Annotated in this window: 13 protein-coding genes; 2 read left to right on the top strand and 11 right to left on the bottom strand. The window is 64.4% G+C overall.

Features of this window, described 5'->3' with window-relative positions:
* Positions 1 to 40: 40 nt before the first annotated feature.
* Together ACCD07_RS25095 and ACCD07_RS25090 are read right to left on the bottom strand one after the other, a co-directional pair.
* The gene (locus ACCD07_RS25095) at positions 41 to 871 is read right to left on the bottom strand and encodes a hypothetical protein (RefSeq protein WP_353400924.1); all 831 of its coding nucleotides are present in this window, start codon (positions 869 to 871) and stop codon (positions 41 to 43) included.
* An 845-nt stretch (positions 872 to 1,716) separates the two neighbouring features.
* Complete coding sequence (locus ACCD07_RS25090) at positions 1,717 to 2,190, bottom strand: MarR family winged helix-turn-helix transcriptional regulator (RefSeq protein ID WP_353400926.1); 474 nt, start codon at positions 2,188 to 2,190, stop codon at positions 1,717 to 1,719.
* An 81-nt stretch (positions 2,191 to 2,271) separates the two neighbouring features.
* Here ACCD07_RS25090 and ACCD07_RS25085 point away from each other — a divergent pair, with 81 nt between their 5' ends.
* Positions 2,272 to 3,774, top strand: a complete 1,503-nt coding sequence (locus ACCD07_RS25085; RefSeq protein WP_353400927.1) for an FAD-dependent monooxygenase — start codon at positions 2,272 to 2,274, stop codon at positions 3,772 to 3,774.
* Between the two features lie 76 nt (positions 3,775 to 3,850).
* A complete protein-coding gene (locus ACCD07_RS25080) occupies positions 3,851 to 4,348 on the top strand; it encodes a type II CAAX prenyl endopeptidase Rce1 family protein (protein ID WP_176652464.1) in 498 nt (165 codons plus the stop codon).
* Positions 4,349 to 4,373: 25 nt separating this feature from the next.
* Here ACCD07_RS25080 and ACCD07_RS25075 read toward each other — a convergent pair whose 3' ends face one another.
* The 9 genes from ACCD07_RS25075 to ACCD07_RS25035 form a co-directional block, all read right to left on the bottom strand.
* Complete coding sequence (locus ACCD07_RS25075; RefSeq protein WP_353400929.1) at positions 4,374 to 5,432, bottom strand: PDDEXK nuclease domain-containing protein; 1,059 nt, start codon at positions 5,430 to 5,432, stop codon at positions 4,374 to 4,376.
* A gap of 126 nt (positions 5,433 to 5,558) precedes the next feature.
* Positions 5,559 to 6,674 (bottom strand): ribonucleotide-diphosphate reductase subunit beta, encoded by a 1,116-nt coding sequence (locus tag ACCD07_RS25070; RefSeq protein ID WP_353400931.1) that lies wholly within the window; start codon positions 6,672 to 6,674, stop codon positions 5,559 to 5,561.
* Positions 6,675 to 6,763: 89 nt separating this feature from the next.
* Entirely contained in the window at positions 6,764 to 9,718 is a 2,955-nt protein-coding gene (locus ACCD07_RS25065) for a ribonucleoside-diphosphate reductase subunit alpha (protein ID WP_353400933.1), read from the bottom strand.
* A 243-nt stretch (positions 9,719 to 9,961) separates the two neighbouring features.
* Positions 9,962 to 10,588, bottom strand: coding sequence for a 1,6-anhydro-N-acetylmuramyl-L-alanine amidase AmpD (gene ampD, locus ACCD07_RS25060; RefSeq protein ID WP_353400935.1), 627 nt, complete (start codon positions 10,586 to 10,588; stop codon positions 9,962 to 9,964).
* The gene (locus ACCD07_RS25055) at positions 10,585 to 12,111 is read right to left on the bottom strand and encodes a sigma-54-dependent transcriptional regulator (protein ID WP_353400937.1); all 1,527 of its coding nucleotides are present in this window, start codon (positions 12,109 to 12,111) and stop codon (positions 10,585 to 10,587) included. The genes ampD and ACCD07_RS25055 overlap by 4 nt, the downstream gene beginning before the upstream one ends.
* Complete coding sequence (locus tag ACCD07_RS25050; protein ID WP_176652459.1) at positions 12,108 to 13,826, bottom strand: sensor histidine kinase; 1,719 nt, start codon at positions 13,824 to 13,826, stop codon at positions 12,108 to 12,110. The genes ACCD07_RS25055 and ACCD07_RS25050 overlap by 4 nt, the downstream gene beginning before the upstream one ends.
* Before the next feature lie 9 nt (positions 13,827 to 13,835).
* Positions 13,836 to 14,126: a PP0621 family protein gene (locus ACCD07_RS25045; RefSeq protein ID WP_176652458.1), complete on the bottom strand. Its 291-nt coding sequence runs from the start codon at positions 14,124 to 14,126 to the stop codon at positions 13,836 to 13,838.
* On the bottom strand, positions 14,123 to 14,929 hold the full coding sequence (locus ACCD07_RS25040; protein ID WP_176652457.1) for a cytochrome c biogenesis protein CcsA: 807 nt from the start codon (positions 14,927 to 14,929) through the stop codon (positions 14,123 to 14,125). Before ACCD07_RS25040 ends, ACCD07_RS25045 begins: the two co-directional genes overlap by 4 nt.
* A gap of 22 nt (positions 14,930 to 14,951) precedes the next feature.
* Positions 14,952 to 15,749, bottom strand: a complete 798-nt coding sequence (locus tag ACCD07_RS25035) for an ABC transporter ATP-binding protein (protein WP_176652456.1) — start codon at positions 15,747 to 15,749, stop codon at positions 14,952 to 14,954.
* Between the last annotated feature and the right edge of the window lies 1 nt (position 15,750).

The raw sequence follows: 15,750 nt of genomic DNA, 5'->3' as shown, positions 1-15,750 counted from the left end.
CGGCCGGTTGCCTCAGCAGGCACCCAAGCTATTTACCAGCTCAGGAAGGACGCGTGCTGGTTGGGAACGGCCATGCTGCGGCCGGTGCCAACACGGTTTTTGCTGCGGGCGCGGCGGCCGGAGCTGGAGCGGCTGGCTTGGCGACAGCTTCCTTCTTCGGTGCAGCCGGCTTTTTCGGCGCAGCTTTTTTCGCGGCAGGCTTGGCAGCAGGAGCGGCGGCTGCCACTGCTGGTGCTGCAGCTGGCGCGGCCGGTTTGGCGGCTACCGGTTTGGCGGCTGCTTTCTTGGCGGCTGGTTTGGCGGCAGCTGGCTTAGCTGCCTTAACCGGCTTTTTTGCTGCTGGCTTAGCCGCTGCCTTTGCAGCCGGTTTGGCTGCTGCTTTTACTGCTGGTTTTTTGGCGACAGCTTTTTTAGCTGCTGGCTTGGCTGCTGGCTTGGCGGCGGCTTTTTTCGCTGCTGGCTTGGCGGCTGCTTTTTTGGCTGCTGGCTTGGCTGCGGCTTTTTTAGCTGCTGGCTTGGCTGCTGCTTTGGCGACGACTTTTTTCGCTGCTGGTTTAGCGGCTACTTTTTTCGCTGCTGGCTTGGCGGCTGCTTTTTTAGCTGCTGGCTTGGCTGCTGCCTTGGCGACGACTTTCTTCGCTGCTGGCTTGGCGGCTGCTTTTTTCACAGCTGGTTTGGCTGCTGGTTTCGCTGCGGCTTTTTTCACTGCTGGCTTGGCAGCGGCTTTTTTCGCGGCTGGTTTCGCTGCTGGTTTAGCGGCAGCTTTCGCTGCTGGCTTGGCGGCGGCTTTCGCTGCTACCGGCTTTTTCGCTGGGGCGGCGGCTTTAGCGGCCGGCTTTTTTGCTGCTGGTTTCTTTGCGGCAGTTGCCATTTTTAGTTCTCCTTCATCGGGGATGGGAAAAATTCATAACAAGATTTAAACCCGTCCGGCCCGGAATTAGGCCAGGCGAATTATTCATCGGCACAAACGGACTACGGTTTGCGCTAATGAATTCGGCACCGGCTGAACTGCTGCCCCTCCTCACGAGTGCAGCACTGCAGCCATTGACCTGGTCGCCGTCCGTGGCCGGCGCGGCGCTCAGGTACAAATCTTGTTGCGACGTTTTGCGGGTGGTCGGGCGTGTACTCAGCTCCATGGACCTACGTCGCAGCCACATCACGGTTTTCGTTTTCAAAGAAAAAACCGCCCAGCCTGAACCTAATCAGGCGAGACGGCTATTCAAAAACGGTGGTGGTCTTGTGCATATCTGTGTGAATCTGTATCCCGTATCGCGATCATTTTGCGTGGCGCGCGCTTTCAAAAACCAGCACATTTACAAACACGCATTTTCAATCTCGTAAAGTACACGAAAACCTTGTCGGTGCGCAACCAGCACGATAGATATTCGCGCGCTTTTTTTCGACTTAAGCTCGCCAATTCACATACGCGCGCCGATTCGGACAGCTCGCTCGCGTCGTCGCGGCGCGATGTGCGCGCTCAATCGAGTTCGAAAAGGCGCTCACCGCGCCGCGCGAAAAAGGATCGCTTCAAAGCGCGCCTTGTGCCGCCTGGGCTTCTGCGATGCCGGCATCGCCGACGAAAAATCCGCACCGCCCGCTTCCGAATTCGAGAGCGCTTGCGCATCGCGTGCGCGCCGTCTCTGCTCACTGTTTTTTATTTCGTCGCGATTATGAGACAGAGTGCGACGAATGGCAAGCAGAATACAGCGGTGCGCCTTACTCGTCGGCGTCTTCGCCGCGTCGGCGCAGCACCCATTCGTTCATGTCGTTGGCGAAGCGCTTCATCAAACGCGCCAGATCGCGACGCTCGGCGTTGGTCCAATCGGCCATCAGTTCGCCGACCAGCTGCTCGCGCATACGGTCGATGGCGTCCGCCATCTCGCGGCCCAGCTCCGTCACCTCGGCTTCGCGCACGCGCTTGTCGCGGGCGCCGGAGCGGCGCACCACCAGACCCAGTTCGTCGAGTCGCGCCACTTGCCGGCTCACCGTGGTGTAGTCGCGGCCGACCAGGTCGGCCAGCTCCACCACGCCGATCGGACCGCGCCGGTCGATGCGCACCAGCAGCGGCAGCAGCGCGCGCTCGAGCGGCATCGACATGTCGGCCATCAGTGCGACGTCGGGCTCGGGACGGCTCATGAAGCCGATGATGTCGAGCAGCGCGTCATGCATATCGCGGATATCTTTATTCATATGTGCATTATACACATAGTTCTTGACACGATTTTCGAGCCGGAATAATATGTGCAAAATACACATATACAGGAGTTCATCATGCAAACCATCCACACCGGCGTTCTCATTTGCGGCGCCGGCGCCGCCGGCCTGACGCTGGCCATCGAGCTGGCGCGGCGCCATGTCGACTTCCTGCTGATCGATAAAACGACGACGCCGTTCGGCGGTTCGCGCGGCAAGGGCATACAGCCGCGCACCCTGGAAATCTTCGAGGCGATGGGCGTGGCCGACCGCATGGTGGCGGCCGGCGGGCGCTATCCGGCGCAGCGCAAGTACCGCGCCGACGGCGGCTACGACGACGTGGCGTCGGTGGAGGCGGCGGCGCCAAGCGCCGCCGAACCGTACGGCGAACCGCTGATGCTGCCGCAGCATCTGACCGAAGGGATACTGCGCGAGCGGCTGATGGAACTGGGCCACGCGCCGCGCTACGGTCATGCGCTGGCCGACTTCGAGCAGGATGAGCAAGCTGGCGTCAGCGCCCGGGTGGCGACGCCGGACGGCGACGTGACGGTGCGGGCACGCTACCTGATCGGCGCCGACGGCGGCCGCAGCTTCGTGCGCAAGGCGCTGGGCATAGACTTTCCCGGCGAGTCGATGAACGCCCGCGCGGTGGTGGCCGACCTGTCGCTGAGCGGATTGGAGGACGATGTCTGGCACCGCTGGAACGGCGGCGGCGCGCAGCAGATCAGTTTGTGCCCGCTGCGCGGCACGCCGCTGTTTCAGTTGCAGATGCCGATCCCGCTCGAAGGCGAATTCGATTTGTCGGACGCCGGCATCGCCGCCGCCATCGCCGCGCGCACCGGGCGTGCGGACATCGTGGTGCATGCCGTGCACTGGCGCTCGGACTATGCGATGAGCTCCCGCCTGGCCGAACGCTACCGGGTCGGCCGCGTGTTCATCGCCGGCGACGCCGCGCACGTGCATCCGCCGACCGGCGGCCAGGGATTGAACACCAGCGTGCAGGATGCCTGGAACCTGGGATGGAAGCTGGCGGCGGTGCTCGGCGGCGCGCCGGATGCGCTGCTCGACACTTATGAGGCGGAGCGGCGCGAGGTGGCCGCCGGCATGCTGGGACTGGCCAGCAAGCTGCTGGACGCGGCGCGTTTGCGCGGCGACCTGCGGCGCGGCCGGGAGACGCAGCAGCTGGACCTGGGCTATCCACTGTCCGCGCTGACGCTCGACGAGCGGGCGCACGACGCGTCGAACAGCGCCGTGCTGCGCGCCGGCGACCGCGCGCCGGATGCGCCATGCTGCGGCGCGGCGGGACAGTCCGTGCGTTTGTTTACGCTATCGGGTGGCGGCGGCTGGTTGCTGCTGCGCTATGAAGCGAGCGGGCCGTCGGCGATCGCCGCGCGCCCCGGCCTGCGCATCGTCGACGTCGGCGTCCGCGGCGAGCTGCGCGACGACGGCGGCTATCTGCGCGATGCCTACGGTTTCCAGCCTGGCGACATCGCGCTGATCCGGCCGGACGGGTACGTCGGCGTGCTGACCGGCGACGAGCACGGCGCGGCGCTGGCCAACTATATAAAGTGGCTGGGGTAAGGAAGCTCCCTGCTCGACAGTGGATTGACGGCCATGCGACAATCGCCGCCAAGTCCACCGGGAAGCTAGCGACAAATTGAAGACCATCCATCAGGCGGTACTGCGCAGTCAACGCTTCTACGCCCAACGCGGTCCACTCATCTTCATCCTGGCGTTTGTCGCCGCCAGCCTGATCGCATCGTTCGCGATAGGCGCGATCTGCGACCTGTTGTCGCTGCCCGGACGTACCGACATGGACAAGTTCGGCCCCGGCGAGCTGCTGTTCGTCGGCCTGATCTTTGCACCACTTACGGAGACCTTGTTCCTGCAGATGCTGCCGGTCGGGATTGTGCGTCGCTTCTTCCGCGCCGGCGACGGCTATTCATTTCTCGCCGCGTCGATTCCGTTCGCGCTGCTGCACGCCGGCGCCGGCCTGTCGACGCTCCTGGCGGCCGGCATTCCATGCGGCGTTTTTCTGGGGCTGGCTTATGTCAGCCTGCTGGACCAGGGCAAGGGACGCGCCTTCCTGATCGTTATGATCATCCACGCGCTGCACAACCTGCCGTCCTGCCTTTTGATGATCGCGGAATCTTGAAAGAGCACCTCAGTCATTGAGAGCCTCAATTCGACTTTTCACCTCCCACCAAAACTTCCCGTCGCGCCAAACGCTCCCTCGCTTCAACAAGTGCGGTATGCAGCTTGCGCTCCAATTCTGCTTTTGGTGGCAACTCAGTCCAATACTCGGCTACGGCGATGCCGTCTTTATGCGTTTGTAACAATTCTATTTGCTCGCGACAGGATTCGGCGCACAAGATCAAACCGATGGGTGCTTCTTCGCCAGACTGGCGCTCATGCTTGTCCAGCCATCTAAGGTACAGTTCCATCTGCCCTTTGTGCGACGCCTTGAAACGTCCAAGTTTTAATTCAATGGCGACTAAGCGGCGCAGACGGCGATGAAAAAATAGCAGATCGAGATGAAAATCCTCGCCATCTATGACCATGCGCTTTTTTCTCTCCACAAAAGCGAACCCGCGTCCCAGTTCCAAGATAAAAGCTTGCAGCTGCAGAAGAATCGCAGCTTCCAAATCGGCCTCGTCGTAGCCCTGGCTTAGCCCCAGGAAGTCCAGAAAGTACGGATCTTTAAAGATAGCGGAAGATATAACCTCGCCGGATACTGGCGGCATGGGTGTATCGGCGAGTTCGCTGCGCTCAAAGCCTTTGCGTTCAATCTGCCGTCGCAGTTCGCGCACGCTCCAGCACTCCACGACACATTGCTGCGCGTAGTACCAGCGGGCAGCTTCCACCTTCACCGGCAACAGTTGCAAGAAATGTGTCCAGCTCAATTGTCGCATCAGCGATGCGACAATTTCCACATCGGGAAAAGCTTGTACAAATTGCACCATGCGGCGCAGGTTTTTGACCTCAAAACCTCGACCAAATTCCCTCGCCAGTTTTTCTCCCAGACCTTGCATAAGTTGGGCGCCGTAGCGCGCACGTTCTCCCGACAGCAGGTCGGTGGATAGGCGGCGCCCTACTGTCCAATATAGTCGACTTAGCTCAGCGTTAACGGTGGAAGACAAACGCTGCCGGCTGGAAGCGATGAGAGCGCGTAATTCTGCGTGCAGAGACTCCAGGCTATTTTCCAGGTCATTTGTTGGCGTCGGATCGGACTTACTCATTAAGTTCTCCCTGGTTACGAAACCTGAGCTCACTCTTACTCGTATTCCCGCGCAGGATATTGACCTGCAATAGCAAAAAGCCTCGCAGTGCGAGGCTTTTTGTTTGACGCTCTATAACTTACAAGCTTAATCCCAGTTCAGCGCGCCGCCGGTCTGGTATTCGATGACGCGGGTCTCGAAGAAGTTGCGTTCCTTCTTCAGGTCGATCATCTCGCTCATCCATGGGAACGGGTTCTCTTCCTGTTCGAACAGCGTCTCCAGGCCGATCTGCGTGGCGCGGCGGTTGGCGATGAAGCGCAGGTAGCCCTTGAACATGGTCGCGTTCAGGCCCAGCACGCCGCGCGGCATGGTGTCTTCGGCGTAGGCGTACTCCAGGTCCACCGCTTTCAGGAACAGCTGCTTGATCTCTTCCTTGAAGGCCGGGGTCCACAGCAGCGGGTTTTCCATCTTGATGGTGTTGATCAGATCGATGCCGAAGTTGCAATGCATCGACTCGTCGCGCAGGATGTACTGGTACTGCTCGGCCGCGCCCATCATCTTGTTCTGGCGGCCCAGCGCCAGGATCTGGGTGAAGCCGACGTAGAAGAACAGGCCTTCCATCAGGCAGGCAAACACGATCAGGGACTTCAGCAGCTTCTGGTCGCTTTCCACGGTGCCGGTGGTGAAGGCCGGGTCGGTCAGCGTGTTGATGAACGGGATCAGGAACTCATCCTTGTCGCGGATCGACTTGACTTCGTTGTAGGCGTTGAAGATCTCCGCCTCGTCCAGGCCCAGCGACTCGACGATGTACTGGTAGGCGTGGGTGTGGATCGCCTCTTCGAAGGCCTGGCGCAGCAGGTACTGGCGGCACTCGGGGGCGGTGATGTGGCGGTAGGTGCCCAGCACGATGTTGTTGGCGGCCAGCGAGTCGGCGGTGACGAAGAAGCCGAGGTTGCGCTTGACCAGGCGGCGCTCGTCCTCGGTCAGGCCGTTCGGGTTCTTCCACAGCTCGATGTCGCGCTGCATGTTCACTTCCTGCGGCATCCAGTGGTTGGCGCAGCCGGCCAGGTATTTGTCCCAGGCCCATTTGTACTTGAACGGCACCAGCTGGTTGACGTCGGTCTTGCCGTTGATGATGCGTTTGTCGTCCGCGTTGACGCGCAGCGCGACTTGCTCGGCGCTGCCTTCGGTGGCGGCCAGAGCGGCTTGATTGACAACTTGCGATGCGGCCGGTGCGGCCTCTTCGTCCCAGGACAGCGACATGGTGGTTTCCTTCTGAATTCGGTGTCAAAAGAACCGCCCGGACGGGCCGGGACGGTTCACTCTATATATTAGTACGTTTTATGGCCAGCTTATTGGCAAGCTTCGCATTCCTCGAAACCGTCGTCGCCCGGACGCAGGTAGCAGGCCGCGCCGTCGGCTTCGGCTTGCGCCACCGACGATGCCGATGCCGCCGAGCCGGCCATGGCCGCCGCGGCAGGACCTGCCGCCGCCATGGCGCTGGCCGACATGCCGCCGTCCACGGACACCGCGTTCAGCGCGCCGGTCTTGGTGGTCGACTTCTCCATGTGGGTGGCGGCGATGGTGCGCAGGTAGTAGGTGGTCTTCAAGCCGCGCAGCCAGGCCAGCTTGTAGGTCTCGTCCAGCTTCTTGCCCGAGGCGCCGGCCATGTAGATGTTCAGCGACTGCGCCTGGTCGATCCACTTCTGGCGGCGCGAGGCAGCTTCCACCAGCCAGGTCGGCGAGACTTCGAACGCGGTTGCATAAATGTCACGCAGGTCTTGCGGGATGCGGTCGATCTTGGCCAGCGAGCCGTCGAAGTACTTCAGGTCGGAGATCATCACCTCGTCCCACAGGTCGCGCGCCTTCAGGTCGCGCACCAGGTAGGCGTTGATCTCGGTGAACTCGCCCGACAGGTTGGACTTCACGTACAGGTTCTGGAAGGTCGGCTCGATGCAGGCCGACACGCCGATGATGTTCGAAATGGTCGCGGTCGGAGCGATCGCCACGCAGTTCGAGTTGCGCATGCCGAACTGCTTGATGCGGTTGCGCACCGGGGTCCAGTCCATGGCGGCCGAGGTATCCTGCTCCAGGTAGCCGCCGCGTTCGTCGGCCAGCAGCTTGATCGAGTCCTGCGGCAGGATGCCACGGTCCCACAGCGAGCCCTTGTACGACTGATAGTGGCCGCGTTCCTCGGCCAGCTCGGTCGAGGCCAGGTAGGCGTAGTAGCACACCGCTTCCATCGAGGTGTCGGCAAACGACACGGCGGCGTCCGACGAGAACGGCACGCGCATCATGTGCAGGCAGTCCTGGAAGCCCATCACGCCCAGGCCGACCGGACGGTGGCGCATGTTGGCGTTGCGGGCCTTGTCGACGGCGTAGTAGTTGATGTCGATGACGTTGTCGAGCATGCGCATCGCGGTGCGGATGGTCTTCTGCAGCTTGACGTGATCGAGCTTGCCTTCCTTCATGTGGGCCGGCATGTTGACCGAGCCCAGGTTGCAGACGGCGATTTCGTCAGGGCCGGTGTTGAGCGTGATCTCGGTGCACAGGTTCGAGCTGTGGACCATGCCCACGTGCGACTGCGGCGAGCGGATGTTGCATGGGTCCTTGAAGGTGATCCATGGGTGGCCGGTTTCAAACAGCATCGACAGCATCTTGCGCCACAGGTCCAGCGCGGCGATCTTCTTGAACACGCGGATTTCGCCGGCGGCGGCCTTGGCTTCGTAGCCCAGGTAGGCTTTCTCGAAGGCCTTGCCGACCAGGTCGTGCAGGTCCGGGCAGTCGGACGGCGAGAACAGCGTCCACTCGCCTTTTTCCATCACGCGCTTCATGAACATGTCCGGGATCCAGTTGGCGGTGTTCATGTCGTGGGTGCGGCGGCGGTCGTCGCCGGTGTTCTTGCGCAGGTCGAGGAATTCCTCGATGTCCATGTGCCAGGTTTCCAGGTAGGCGCACACCGCGCCCTTGCGCTTGCCGCCCTGGTTGACCGCGACGGCGGTGTCGTTGACCACCTTGAGGAACGGCACCACGCCCTGCGATTTGCCGTTGGTGCCCTTGATGTGGGCGCCCAGCGCGCGCACCGGGGTCCAGTCGTTGCCCAGGCCGCCGGCGAACTTGGCCAGCAGCGCGTTTTCCTTGATCGCGTCGTAGATGCCTTCGAGGTCGTCCGACACGGTGGTCAGGTAGCACGACGACAGCTGCGAGCGCAGGGTGCCGGAGTTGAACAGGGTCGGCGTCGACGACATGAAGTCGAAGGTCGACAGCAGGTTGTAGAACTCGATGGCGCGCGCTTCGCGGTCCGATTCGTTCAGCGCCAGGCCCATGGCCACGCGCATGTAGAAGGCCTGCGGCATTTCGATGCGGATGTCGCGCACGTGCAGGAAGTAGCGGTCGTACAGGGTTTGCAGGCCGATGTAGCCGAACTGCAGGTCGCGGTCGGCGACCAGCGCCTTGGCCAGGCGGGCCAGGTCGAACTCGGCCAGCTTGGCGTCCAGCAGTTCTTCCTTGATGCCCTTGGCGATGTATTGCGGGAAGTAGGTCACGTATTCGGCCGCGGCCGCGCCCTGCGCGACTTCCTTGCCGAAGACTTCCTTGCGGATCGTGTGCAGCAGGATGCGGGCCGTCACCTGCGAGTAGGCCGGGTCTTTTTCCATCAGCGCGCGGGCGGCCAGGATGGCGGACTTGTGCAGCTCTTCGACCGGCACGCCGTCGTACAGGTTCTTGACCGTCTCGGCCAGGATGGCGTCGGCGTCGACGTGTTTTTCCAGGCCGATGCAGGCGGCGTTGATCAGGCTCGAGACGCGGTTCATGTCGAGCAGCTTGCGCTCGCCGTTTTCCACCACGTGGATCTGCGGCGCGTCGATCGCGGCGGCGGCGCCTTGCGCCTCCTTGGCGGCGCGGCGCTCTTCCATGTGCTTGGCGCGGTACAGCACGTAGGCGCGGGCGACGTCGTGCTCGCCGGAGCGCATCAGCGCCAGCTCGACCTGGTCCTGCACGTCTTCGATGTGGAAGGTGCCGCCCGATGGCTGGCGGCGCACCAGCGCGGTGACCACGCTGGAGGTCAGCTGTTCTACCAATTCGCGGATGCGGGCCGAGGCGGCACCCTGGCCGCCGTTGACGGCCAGGAAGGCCTTGGTCACGGCAATCGCGATTTTCGACGGTTCAAACGCGACGACCGCGCCGTTACGGCGGATGATGCGGTAGTCACCGAGGTCGCTGGCGGCCGTGATCGGGCTGCTGGCGGTACTCGCAGCGGCTGCTGGTACCAGCGCTGGATTGATGGTGATGTCTTGAGTAGATTGCATTTAAGCTCCCCGATAACAGCGTGCAGTCAGTGCTGCGCGACGTATGTTGTGTAAAAAAATGCCATAAAAGGGTGTGTAACCGGCCCGGCAGGCTTGTCATCCCCACAAGATTCAGTGTCTCGGCAATACGAGAATAACTACTAGATCTAGTGATTGATCAGAACCTATCCACTGATTGTAGTGGTCACACCGTAGCACGGCAAGTGAGAAATTTTGATATTTCCAGCAATTTTGCTCTTGACATTAAAGAAGCCCAATGGGGAAGCCAAGTTCAGCGCTAGCGCCTACTAACATTGCCTCTTTCCTAAGCAGCTTTTGATAGTATTCCCAGTCGAACATCGGCCCCGGATCGGTTTTGCGGCCCGGCGCGATGTGTTCGTGGCCCCGCACCTCGGCCAGCGGGTAGCGCGTTTGCAGCGCCGCCGTCAACCCGGCCAGCGCCCGGTACTGGGCCGCCTCGAACGGCGTGTCGTCGGTGCCTTCGAGCTCGACGCCGATCGAAAAATCGTTGCACCGCTCCCGTCCGCGGAACGCCGAGCGGCCCGCGTGCCAGGCCCGCTCGCCGGCGGCGACGTACTGCAGCACGCGGCCGTCGCGGCGGATGAGGAAGTGGCTCGACACTTTCAGCCCGCGCAGGTCGGCGAACGAGGGGTCGGCATTATAGTCGATCCGTCCGCTGAACAGGTCGGACACGTGCGGGCCGCCGTAGCGGCCGGCCGGCAGCGAGATGTTGTGGATCACCAGCAGCGTGATGTCGTCCGGGTCGGGGCGGGCGTCGCGGTGCGGGCTGTCGTAGCGGCGGGCGGCGGGCCACCAGCCGTCGGCGCCGACCGGCGGCAGCGGCGCGGCGGGCGGCGATAAAACGCTCACGCCTCCGGCTCCTGGATGTTCAGCTTCTGCATCTGGTAGCGCAGCTGGCGGAAGCTGATGCCCAGCAGATGGGCGGCCTGGGTGCGGTTGAACTGCGTCTGCGCCAGCGCGCGCAGGATGATGTCGCGCTCGATCTGGTTCAGGTAGTCGGGCAGGCTGCTGGGCAGCGCGTCCAGGTGCGGCAGCGGCGGCGGGGCCGGGGCGGCCGGGGCGCCATCACCGGCGGCCCCGCCCTCGGGCGCCGGCGTCGGCGGCAGGCCGAGCGCCGCCGCTTCGCTGGCGGCGAAGTCCGGCGAAGGATACAGCGGCGACGGCAGCGGCACCACCGCCTCCACCATGCGCGCGCCCTTGAGCGCCAGGTCGGCCACCTCGATCACGCCGTCGTTGGCGAAGGCCAGCGCCCGCTCCAGGATGTTTTCCAGCTCGCGCACATTGCCGGGGAAGGAATAGCCGCGCAGCGCGTCCAGCACGCCCGGCCCCAGGTGCACCTTGTGCTCGAAAGTGCCCAGCCGCTCCAGGATGGCGGCGGTCAGCACGCGCAGGTCGTCGAGCCGTTCGCGCAGCGGCGGCAGGCTCAGTTCAATCACGTTCAGGCGATAGAACAGGTCCTGGCGGAAGCTGCCCTGCTCCACGCACTGCGCCAGGTTCTTGTGGGTCGCGCTGATGATGCGCACGTCGACCGGCTCCTCTGACGTGGCGCCGATCTTGCGCACGCGCCGCTCCTGGATCGCCCGCAGCAGCTTGACCTGCATCGCCAGCGGCAGGTCGGCCACCTCGTCGAGCATCAGGGTGCCGCCGTTGGCCGCCTGGAAGAAGCCGTCGCGCTCGTCGGCCGCGCCGGTGAAGGCGCCCTTGCGGTAGCCGAAGAACTCGGCCTCCATCAGCGCCTCCGGAATCGCGCCGCAGTTGACGGCGATGAAGGGCTTGCCCGCGCGCGAACTTTGCGCATGGATCTCGCGCGCCGCCAGCTCCTTGCCGCTGCCCGATTCGCCGTTGATGGCGATCGGCGCCATCGAGCGCGCCAGCCGGGCGATCTGCGCCCGCAGCGCCTGGATCACGGCCGAATCGCCCTTCAGCCGGCCGCCCGCCGGCTCGGCGGCCGGCGCCTCACCGTCGGCCGCGGCCGGCCCGGCGCTCAGGCGCAGCGCCGATTGCACCATCACCCGCAGCTGGTCCAGCGCCACCGGCTTGGAGATGTAGTCGAACGCGCCGGCCTTCAGCGCGACCACCGCGTTGTCGGCGCTGCCGAAGGCCGTCACCACCGCGATCGGCGTGTTCTTGTAGGCGGCGCTGACCTCGCGCACCAGCTCCAGCCCCAGGCCGTCGGGCAGGCGCATGTCGGTCAGCACCAGCTGGTATTCGCGCTCCGGCGTGGCCAGCAGCGCGCGCGCCTGCGCCAGCGTTTCGGCGCTGTCGACGTCCAGCCCCATTTTCAGCAGCGTCAGTTCCAGCAGTTCGCGCAAGTCCGCCTCATCGTCGACGACCAGCACGCGCGGGGCGCGTTGGGAACCTCTAGCACTCATGGAACAGCCTTTCCTTGCTTCTGCGCCGGATGGGCGAAGGTGATCACAAATCGGCCGCTGGAGCGGGGAGCGCCATCCGGACTGTCGTTGGCGTCGAAACGGTATTCATAATCCAGCCTGGCCTCGTTATTCAAACACAATTCGCGCGCCAGATACAGCCCCAGTCCCGTGCCCTTGCTGGAGGTGGTGTAAAACGGCTCGAACAGGTGGGCCCGCACTTCGGGCGAGATGCCGGGGCCGTCGTCCTGCACGTGCAGCTCCATCAGCGCCATCCGGCGCGCCCGGTCGCTGACCAGGTCCACGCGGATCGAGCGCGGGCCGCCGCTGGCGTAGCGCACCGCGTTGTTGAGCAGGTTGAGCACCACCTCGCGCAGATGCAGCGCGTCGAAGCGCACCAGCGTGCCGGCCGGCACCGACACGGCGACGATGTCCGGCGGCAGGCCGTGGGTCTCGACGAACTCCGTCTTCAGCTCGGCCAGGAACACGTCCAGCGCCAGCGGCTCGCTGTGCGGCTGCACCTTGCGCGACAGCTGCAGGATGTCCTCCACCATGCGGTTGACCCGCGCCACGTTGTCGCCGACGATCTTCAGCAGTCGCAGGTGGACGGCGCTGTCGAGGTCCTCGCCCAGCAGCGACGTCGCGTGGCCGATGGCCGACAGCGGATTGCGTACCTCGTGCGCGATGCTGGCGGTCAGCCGCCCCATCGACGCCAGCTTGAGCTGCTGCGCCTGGTTTTCGATGCCGGTCACGTCCTGCAGGAAGATCACGCTGCGCTCGGTGTCCATGCCGGCCGTGTCGGCCGCCGCGAAGCGCACCTTCAGGTGGGCCGACAGGTCGCGCCGCGCGCTCCAGGCGGCGGTGACGTCCTGCAGCGCGGCCTCGGTGTAGGGCTTGATGGTGACGAAGGCGGTACTGCGCGCGGCGTCGGCGCGCCATTCGGCATAGGCCTGGGCCAGCGGCGCCAGCGCGGCGGCGGCCGACAGGCGGAAGCGCAGCTCGGGCCCGCCCATGCCCAGCATCTGCGCCGCCGCCGGATTGCCGGCCAACACCTGGCCGTCCGGGTCGACCACCAGGATGCCGTCGCCGATGTTGGCCATCACCAGCCGGTTGACCGCCTGCTGCACGTTGATCTCGACGCCGCGCCGGTTGGCCAGTTCCTCCTGGCCGATCAGCCTGGCGGCCATGCGGTTGACCACCAGCACGGTGGCGAAGAAGGCGGCGCCGTACAGGCCCGCCTGCAGGATCGCGTGGTCGCCCTCCATCATGAAGATTTGCCAGATGCTCTCGGCCAGCAGGAACAGCGCCACCAGCGCCGCGCAGAACAGCGACAGCAGCAGCGGCGCCAGGATGGCCGAGCCGGCCAGCGGGAACAAATACAGGATGGCCAGCCCGCTGCGCGCGCCGCCGCCGGCGATGTACAGCAGCGAAATGACGGTCAGGTCGCAGGCGATCTGCGACAGCAGCTGCAGCAGGAAGCGGCGCTGCCAGTAGACGGCGCTCAGCGCGAAGAACACCGACAGGCCCAGGTACACCAGGCAGATCTGCAGGTACAGATAGGGGCCGGAGGCGCGCAGGCCGTGGCTGTCAAAGCTCAGGTAGACCAGCAGCACCAGCGCGATCACCACGCGGGTGGCGCCCAGCGTCTGCAGCGAGCGCCAGAAGGTCGCGCGCGACTCGGCCGACAACGCCGACAGCGCTTGCAGGCGCGCGATCACGCCAGAGGCCTAGGCGGCCGGCAGCGTGGCGTGGGCCGCGCTGCAGTAGTCGCGCCCGCGCGCCTGCACGGTCTCGGATGCGGGATAGAAAATGCCGCAGTGCGCGCATTGCAGCATGGTTTCCGCGTCGGCCGCCTGGGCGGCGCGGGCCGGACGGCCCGGTTGCGGCGGCGGCTGCTGGCCGGCAGCCGGCGGCTGGCGAAACTGCTGTTCGTGGCGCTTCTGCGCCTGGCGGATCTTGCTGCGCACGGCGAAGATCACCAGGAACGCCAATGCCAGCCAAAAGATAATACGGCTCATGCCCAACCCTTATGCAAAACCACTTCAAACACAAAACGGCTGCCGACGTAGGCCAGCAACAAGGTGGCGAAGCCGGCCAGCGTGAAGCTGAGCGCGGTCTTGCCGCGCCAGCCGCGCAAGCGGCGCCCCGCCAGCAGCGCGGCAAACAGCAGCCACGACATCAGCGTAAACACCGATTTGTGGTCCCATTTGAGCGCCTGGCCGAATAGCTGTTCGGAGAACACGATACCCGACAACACGGTCAGGCTCAACAGCGCGAAGCCGAAGCCTATCATGCGGAACAACAGCTTCTCCATCGTCAGCAGCGCCGGCAGCTGGTCCAGCGCGCCGGACAAGAAGGTCTTGCGGTCGGTGCCGGCGTGCAGGCGCTTTTCCTGCAGCGACATCAGCACCGCGTGGAAGGCGGCGATGGTCAAGGTGCTGTAGGCCAGCGTGGCGATGGCGATATGCCAGCCGAACAGCGGCGACTTGCCTTCCAGCGGAATCACGTTGCCGGGAAAGCCGGCCTGCAGCGCGGCCGCCAGCGCGGCGTTCGGCATCACCAGGCGGCGCAGGCCGTCCAGGCTGAAGTTCCGGTTTTCGATCCAGTAGGCGGCCACCGACACCCACAGCGCCGACGACAGCATGGCGGCGAAGCCGATGCGGATGGTGCCGGCGCCGCCGGCCACCTCGGACCACAGGCCGGCGCCGTGCAGCAGCCAGGCGGCCGCCGTCACGGCGGAAATCAGCCCGCCGCGGCGCGACGGCAGCGCGGCGCAGAGGAGATACAGCGCGACGGCTGCGAGGAATAAATAGGTCTGCATGTGCCGCAGTTTACACCATCGCTCAGTCGACGGCTGCCATGCGCAGCTCGTCGTGGTGATGGCGCTGCTGTTCCTCCATCACCAGCTGGCCCAGTTCGCGCTTCAGCGCGTTGAACTCGGCGGCCGCCGGGTCGCGCAGGCGCGGCAGGTCCACCATCAGGTCGCGCTTGACGGTGCCGGGACGGTAGGTCATGACGACGATGCGGTCGGCCAGGTAGATCGCCTCCTCGATGCTGTGGGTGACGAAGATGATGGTCTTCTTCAGTTCGGCCCAGATGCGCAGCAGCTCGTCCTGCAGGTTGCGGCGCGTCAGCGCGTCAAGCGCGCCGAACGGCTCGTCCATCAGCATGATGGGCGAATCGAGCGCCAGCACGCGGGCGATGGCGACGCGCTGGCGCATGCCGCCGGACAAGTCTTTCGGGTAGCGGTTGCGGAAGTCGGTCAGCGACAGCATGGCCAGCAGCTTGTCGACCACGGCGCTGATCTGCGCCTTCGGCATGCCCTTGATCTCCAGGCCGAAGGCGACGTTGTCGGCCACCGTCATCCACGGGAACAGCGCATATTCCTGGAACACCATGCCGCGTTCGGGGCCGGGGCCGGTCACCAGCTGGCCGTCGGCGGTGATGCTGCCCGACGACGGCAGCGCGAAGCCGGCCACCGCGTTGAGCAGGGTCGACTTGCCGCAGCCGGAAGGCCCCAGCAGGCAGACAAACTGGCCCTGCGGGATGTCGAGGTCGATGTCCTTGAGCGCGACCAGTTCGCGCTCGGCGGTCTGGAACACCTTGCTGACCTGCGAGATGACGATGTGGGCTGCGCTCATG

The sequence above is a fragment of the Duganella sp. Dugasp56 genome, assembly GCF_047304105.1.
GTDB classification, from domain to species: Bacteria; Pseudomonadota; Gammaproteobacteria; order Burkholderiales; family Burkholderiaceae_D; genus Rugamonas; species Rugamonas hordei.
Note: the sequence above shows the minus strand (reverse complement) of the source record. Positions and strands in the feature narration are given on the sequence as shown.

Bases quoted from the DNA above. Each gene is read 5' to 3' on its own strand.
- ACCD07_RS25095 (WP_353400924.1), bottom strand. From the start codon at position 871: ATGGCAACTGCCGCAAAGAAACCAGCAGCAAAAAAGCCGGCCGCTAAA.
- ACCD07_RS25090 (WP_353400926.1), bottom strand. From the start codon at position 2,190: ATGAATAAAGATATCCGCGATATGCATGACGCGCTGCTCGACATCATC.
- ACCD07_RS25085 (WP_353400927.1), top strand. From the start codon at position 2,272: ATGCAAACCATCCACACCGGCGTTCTCATTTGCGGCGCCGGCGCCGCC.
- ACCD07_RS25075 (WP_353400929.1), bottom strand. From the start codon at position 5,432: ATGAGTAAGTCCGATCCGACGCCAACAAATGACCTGGAAAATAGCCTG.
- ACCD07_RS25070 (WP_353400931.1), bottom strand. From the start codon at position 6,674: ATGTCGCTGTCCTGGGACGAAGAGGCCGCACCGGCCGCATCGCAAGTT.
- ACCD07_RS25065 (WP_353400933.1), bottom strand. From the start codon at position 9,718: ATGCAATCTACTCAAGACATCACCATCAATCCAGCGCTGGTACCAGCA.
- ACCD07_RS25055 (WP_353400937.1), bottom strand. From the start codon at position 12,111: ATGAGTGCTAGAGGTTCCCAACGCGCCCCGCGCGTGCTGGTCGTCGAC.
- ACCD07_RS25045 (WP_176652458.1), bottom strand. From the start codon at position 14,126: ATGAGCCGTATTATCTTTTGGCTGGCATTGGCGTTCCTGGTGATCTTC.
- ACCD07_RS25040 (WP_176652457.1), bottom strand. From the start codon at position 14,929: ATGCAGACCTATTTATTCCTCGCAGCCGTCGCGCTGTATCTCCTCTGC.
- ACCD07_RS25035 (WP_176652456.1), bottom strand. From the start codon at position 15,749: ATGAGCGCAGCCCACATCGTCATCTCGCAGGTCAGCAAGGTGTTCCAG.